Origin of the sequence: Actinosynnema sp. NPDC023658 (genome assembly GCF_040639995.1) — a bacterium.
Taxonomy (GTDB): Bacteria; Actinomycetota; Actinomycetes; order Mycobacteriales; family Pseudonocardiaceae; genus Actinosynnema.
In genome coordinates this window covers 1-4374 of the sequence record NZ_JBFAAX010000495.1, presented here as the reverse complement: position 1 = coordinate 4374, position 4374 = coordinate 1, and the positions used below count along the sequence as shown (strand labels likewise).

Annotated in this window: 2 protein-coding genes; both read right to left on the bottom strand. The window is 74.4% G+C overall.

The genetic code is table 11. The features are described 5' to 3' along the window. A partial coding sequence (locus AB0G02_RS29775; RefSeq protein WP_360800386.1) for a hypothetical protein occupies positions 1-2593 on the bottom strand: 2593 nt, incomplete at its 3' end. 109 nt (positions 2594-2702) lie between these two features. Next, positions 2703-4028 carry a GGDEF domain-containing protein gene (locus tag AB0G02_RS29770; RefSeq protein ID WP_360800383.1) on the bottom strand — a complete coding sequence of 442 codons (1326 nt, stop codon included), beginning with the start codon at positions 4026-4028 and terminating at the stop codon, positions 2703-2705. Between the last annotated feature and the right edge of the window lie 346 nt (positions 4029-4374).

Genomic DNA, 4374 nt, shown 5'->3' with positions numbered 1-4374 from the left:
GCGCGGCCAGCTCCTGCCGGTCGTCGCCCTCGGCGCGGACCAGCTCCACGGCGCGCGACCCGGCCTCGATCGCCGCGGTCAGGTCACCGAGGTCGCGGTGCCGGTCGCACTCGGCCAGCTTGAACGCGGCCTGCCGGGCCCGGTCCCCCAGCTCCTCGGCCACGTCGTGCCCCTCGACGGCGTAGCGGAGGGACGTGTCGGGGTCGGCGTCGCCCAGGTCGTCGAGCACGGTGATCGACTCCAGCAACCCCGGCCCGTCCCGTCTGGCGCGGTGCTCCTCGTACGCCAGCCGCGCCGCCTGTCCGGCTTCGTCGGTCCTGCCCTCACGCATCAGCAGCCTCGCCATCCGCAGCAGCACGTCCGCCCGGTCGCGGCACGCGTCGCCCAAGCCCACACACCGTTCGAAGTCCGCGAGCGCGGCCCCGTATTCCCCGCGCCGCTCCGCCCGGACGCCGGTCAGCTCGAACCTCGTCGCCCACAGCGGCTCCACCTCGTCGTCGGGCAGGTCCAGGTCGGCCAGCACCGCGTCGAGGCGTTCGACCAGGTCGGCGGCCCGCTCGTCGTCGGCCTCCAGGCGCAGCTCGGCCAGCAGCACGTCGGCGTAGGACGGGGTGCCGGTGGCACCGCCCGCCTCAGCGACCCCGCGCAGCGCGGACAGCTCGCGGTGCAGCACCGGCGACAGCCCGTCGGCGCAGTCGCGCGCGGCGGCGGCCAGCAGCTCGCAGCCGGTCAGCGCCGCCTCGGCATCGGTGGTGGACCGGTCGCGCCACTCGTCGAGCCGACCGTTGACCGTGCCGACGTACAGGTAGGACCGCTCGATGCCGCCCGGTGTGCCGGTGTTGACGATGGCGCGCGCGGCCGGGGTCTCCTCGGCGGTGAGCCGCCGCACGACGGTGCGGGCGAACCCGGCGGCCAGGTTCGGCGGGATGGTCCACAGGGTGCCGATGTAGCCGCGCGCGCCGGCCCGGACGAACTCGCGGCCCAGGCGCGTCCACGACCGGCACGAGTTGTTGAACACGATGGGGCGGTGCGGCAGGGACAGCGGCAGGTCGTCGTCCGGCAGCGCCTCGCCGCCCAGCAGGATCACGTCGTCGGCGTCGTGGCGGTGGAAGAACACCAGCTCCACCGGCAGGTCCGCGACCAGGTCGCGCAGCACGTCCGGCGAAGCGTCCTGATCGGACAGCACGATCGCGTGGGTGTGGTGGCCCAGCGACGCGGTGGTCTCCGGCAGCTCGCGGAACGCCCCCGAGTCGACCACCAGGCTGAACGCGCCGGGCTCGCGCGCCACGCCCGCCCGGTGCAGCTCGGTGAGCACGACCAGCGCCGGGTCCGCCACCACGTGCCCGATCGGCTTGCGCGCCCAGTTCACCTCGCCGGAGTGGACGAACGAGTACGGCAGGCCGGTGGTGAACGCGGTCAGCCCCCGGTCACCGACCTGCGCGACCACCTCGGCGGGCACCTGCGCGGTGACCACCGCCTCGACCGACGCCCACGGGTCGTGCCCGCCGGTGGACAGGTACCGCCACAGCGCCTCGACAAACCCGATGCCCTTGACCGCGTCACCGATCGCGCCCGCCGCGGCGGTGACCCGCTCCTGCTCCTCGGCCACGACCGCGCCCACCGCGGTCAGGTCCGGTCGCGGGGTGACCACCAGCCGGGCCCCGCGGTGGTGGGCGTACACGGCGGCGGTCAGGTCGTCGACCTCGCCGGTGCGCTCGACCAGCACGGCCTCGTCGGTGTCGTCGGGGTTGTGCCCGGAGAACGGCACGGGTGGCGCGTCGTCGTCCACGCGCAGCGCCGCACCGGTGCGCAGGGCGGTGAACAGGGCGGTGACGAAGTCGGCGTCCGGTGCGACGTCGAGGAAGCGGTCGGGTTCGCCGCCGCCGCGCAGCAGCTCCCACGCCTTGGTGGTCAGCCCGACGGGGTCCTCGCACGGCAGGTGCACGCGGTCGGGCACGTCGGGGAACGGCCCGGTGTCCCCGGCCGCCGGGTCGGGTGCGGCGAGGAACACCACGCGGCGCACGCCCGTGGCGTCGAGCAGGTGTGCCAGCAGCCGGTCGTGCCGGTGGGACGACGCGTCGCCCGGTCTCAGCGCGACGACGGGCGTGACGCGGTCGGCGGGCAGGCACGACACGACGACCGCGGCCTCGCGCACCTGGTCCGGCCGGCACACCACGACCGTGTCACCGACCTCGAACACCGGCTCGCTGACCACCGTGACGTCCAGCTCCGACTCGCCCGCGGGCAGCCGCACGCACACGCCGCCGTCCTCGATGGCGCACGGCGACGACCCGGAGACCGTCAGCGACACCGAGCCGGGCAGGGTGAACGACACGCCGTCCGGCGTCCCGGTGGCGGGTGCGTCGACGGCGAGGCGCCAGCGCGCGGGCGCGGGCAGGTCGAAGCGGTGCCGCAGCACCGCGCGCACGGCGCCGTCACGGGTATCCTCGACCAGCAGGTCGCGGGCGCCCGCCTCGGCGGTCAGCTCCTCGACGGCGTCGACCGGCGGTTTGCGGTGCACGTCCAGCAGGACGGCGCGCAGCAGCCCCGCTTCGAAGCGGAAGCGGATTCCGTGCGGGGCACCGAGGTCCACTGGCTCACGACCCTTGCAACCGAGGGAGTCCACCGTGTCGGTGGTGGCGGGCAGAAACTACGCCACCGACGGCCCGACCTGTGTGAGATCCGGCGGGTAGTCGCGGTTGTTACACCCCGGGGCGCTCGGACCGGGCCGCGGGCGTCCACCGGACGCGGCGGTGCGCGGCCGCCGCCTGCACCTGGTCCCGACCGAGCCGCTTCGCCTCGTACAGCGCCGAGTCCGCCGCCGCGAGCAACCCCTCGAGGGTGTCCTCGGCCACCTCCGGCCACACCGCGACGCCGATGCTGACCGTGAGACCGGCCACCACGCCGCCGTCACCGACGTCCACGAGCACCCGGTGCACCTCCGAGCGCATCCGCTCGGCGATCGACACCGCCTCCTCGTGCTCCACGCCGGGCAGCAGCACGGCGAACTCCTCGCCGCCGAAGCGACCCACCGCGTCACCGCGCCGCACCGTGCCCGCCAGCGCGCTCGCGATGCGCCGCAGCACCAGGTCGCCGGTCTGGTGGCCGTGGTTGTCGTTGATGTCCTTGAAGTGGTCCACGTCGATCATGAACAGGCCGACGCGCGCGCCGGGCGGCTGCTGCCGGGTGCGCTGCAGCTCCAGGGTGGCCTGGAGGTGCCAGGCCTCGGCGTTGAGCAGACCGGTCTTGGTGTCGGTGCGGGCGGCCAGTTCGAGCTGGTGGATGAGCACCGTGCGGTGCAGGGCGACGGCCGCGACGACCATCGGCAGCGCGAACCCGGGCCACCACGCCACGGCCAGGGCGACGAGCCCGCCCATCGCCAGCTGTCCGGCTTCGAGGAGGTTGTCCGCGGCGCTGCCGATCGAGTCGCGCACCGAGCGGGGCCGGACGGTCAGCAGGATCACCGCCGCTACCAGGGCCGTGTTGACCAGCCACTGCGCCGCGCCCGCGCCGACCAGGCCGACGAGGTCGAGCGCGCCGCCGGGCCGACCGGCCTGGAGGTGGTCGCGCAGGCCGGTGAGACCCGCGACCGTGCTCGCGGCGAGCGTCGCCAGCACCATCATCGACGTGGTGAACACGCACCGGTGCGGTGGGCGTGAGGCGTCCCAGCGGCCGACGACCCACCAGCGGTGCGCGTACATCAGCACGACGAGCGCGACGGCCAGGGAGGGCGGCAGGACCAGCGCGCCGGCCACGATCCAGATGCTGCACAGGTCGACGTGCGGCAGGTGGCTGTGGTCGCGGCGGATGCGCTCGATCCAGCGGGAGCAGTGCAGGTGCAGCGCGGCGCAGCCGGCCAGGACGGCGAACGTGGTCCACGAGCCCGCGGGGACCGGCCGGGCGGTGGTCGCGGCGATCGCGACGACGGCCAGCAGATCCACCGACAGCACGTACACCAGGGCCCGTCCCGGCAGGGACCATAGTGACCAGCGTCGATCGCCCGACGACGTCGAACGCGCTCTGCCCATGGTTCCTCACGACTGTCTACCCCGGACCGTCATGGCGTCCGGACGGAGGGTCACAGTAATGGTGACCTGTGCCGATGTCAGCCGCTACCGGGGTGACGCAAACCACTGGAGGTGATCGCGGTGCGCGACAAGATCTGGTGAACCCTCCCCCGCCGCGAGTTCCGCCGAGGACCACGTCGAGGGAGGTGCGCCGCCATGCGCGACAAGATCTGGTGAAGACGGGTGCCACGAACGACCGTGAACGTGAACGGGCCAGGCGCGGGCCGCGGCGAGCGCTCCGACTCCCGCGGCCGGCGCGGCCGGCCCGTGCGGCGGTGCCCGACGTGCTCCCGGTCAGGGAAGTCGG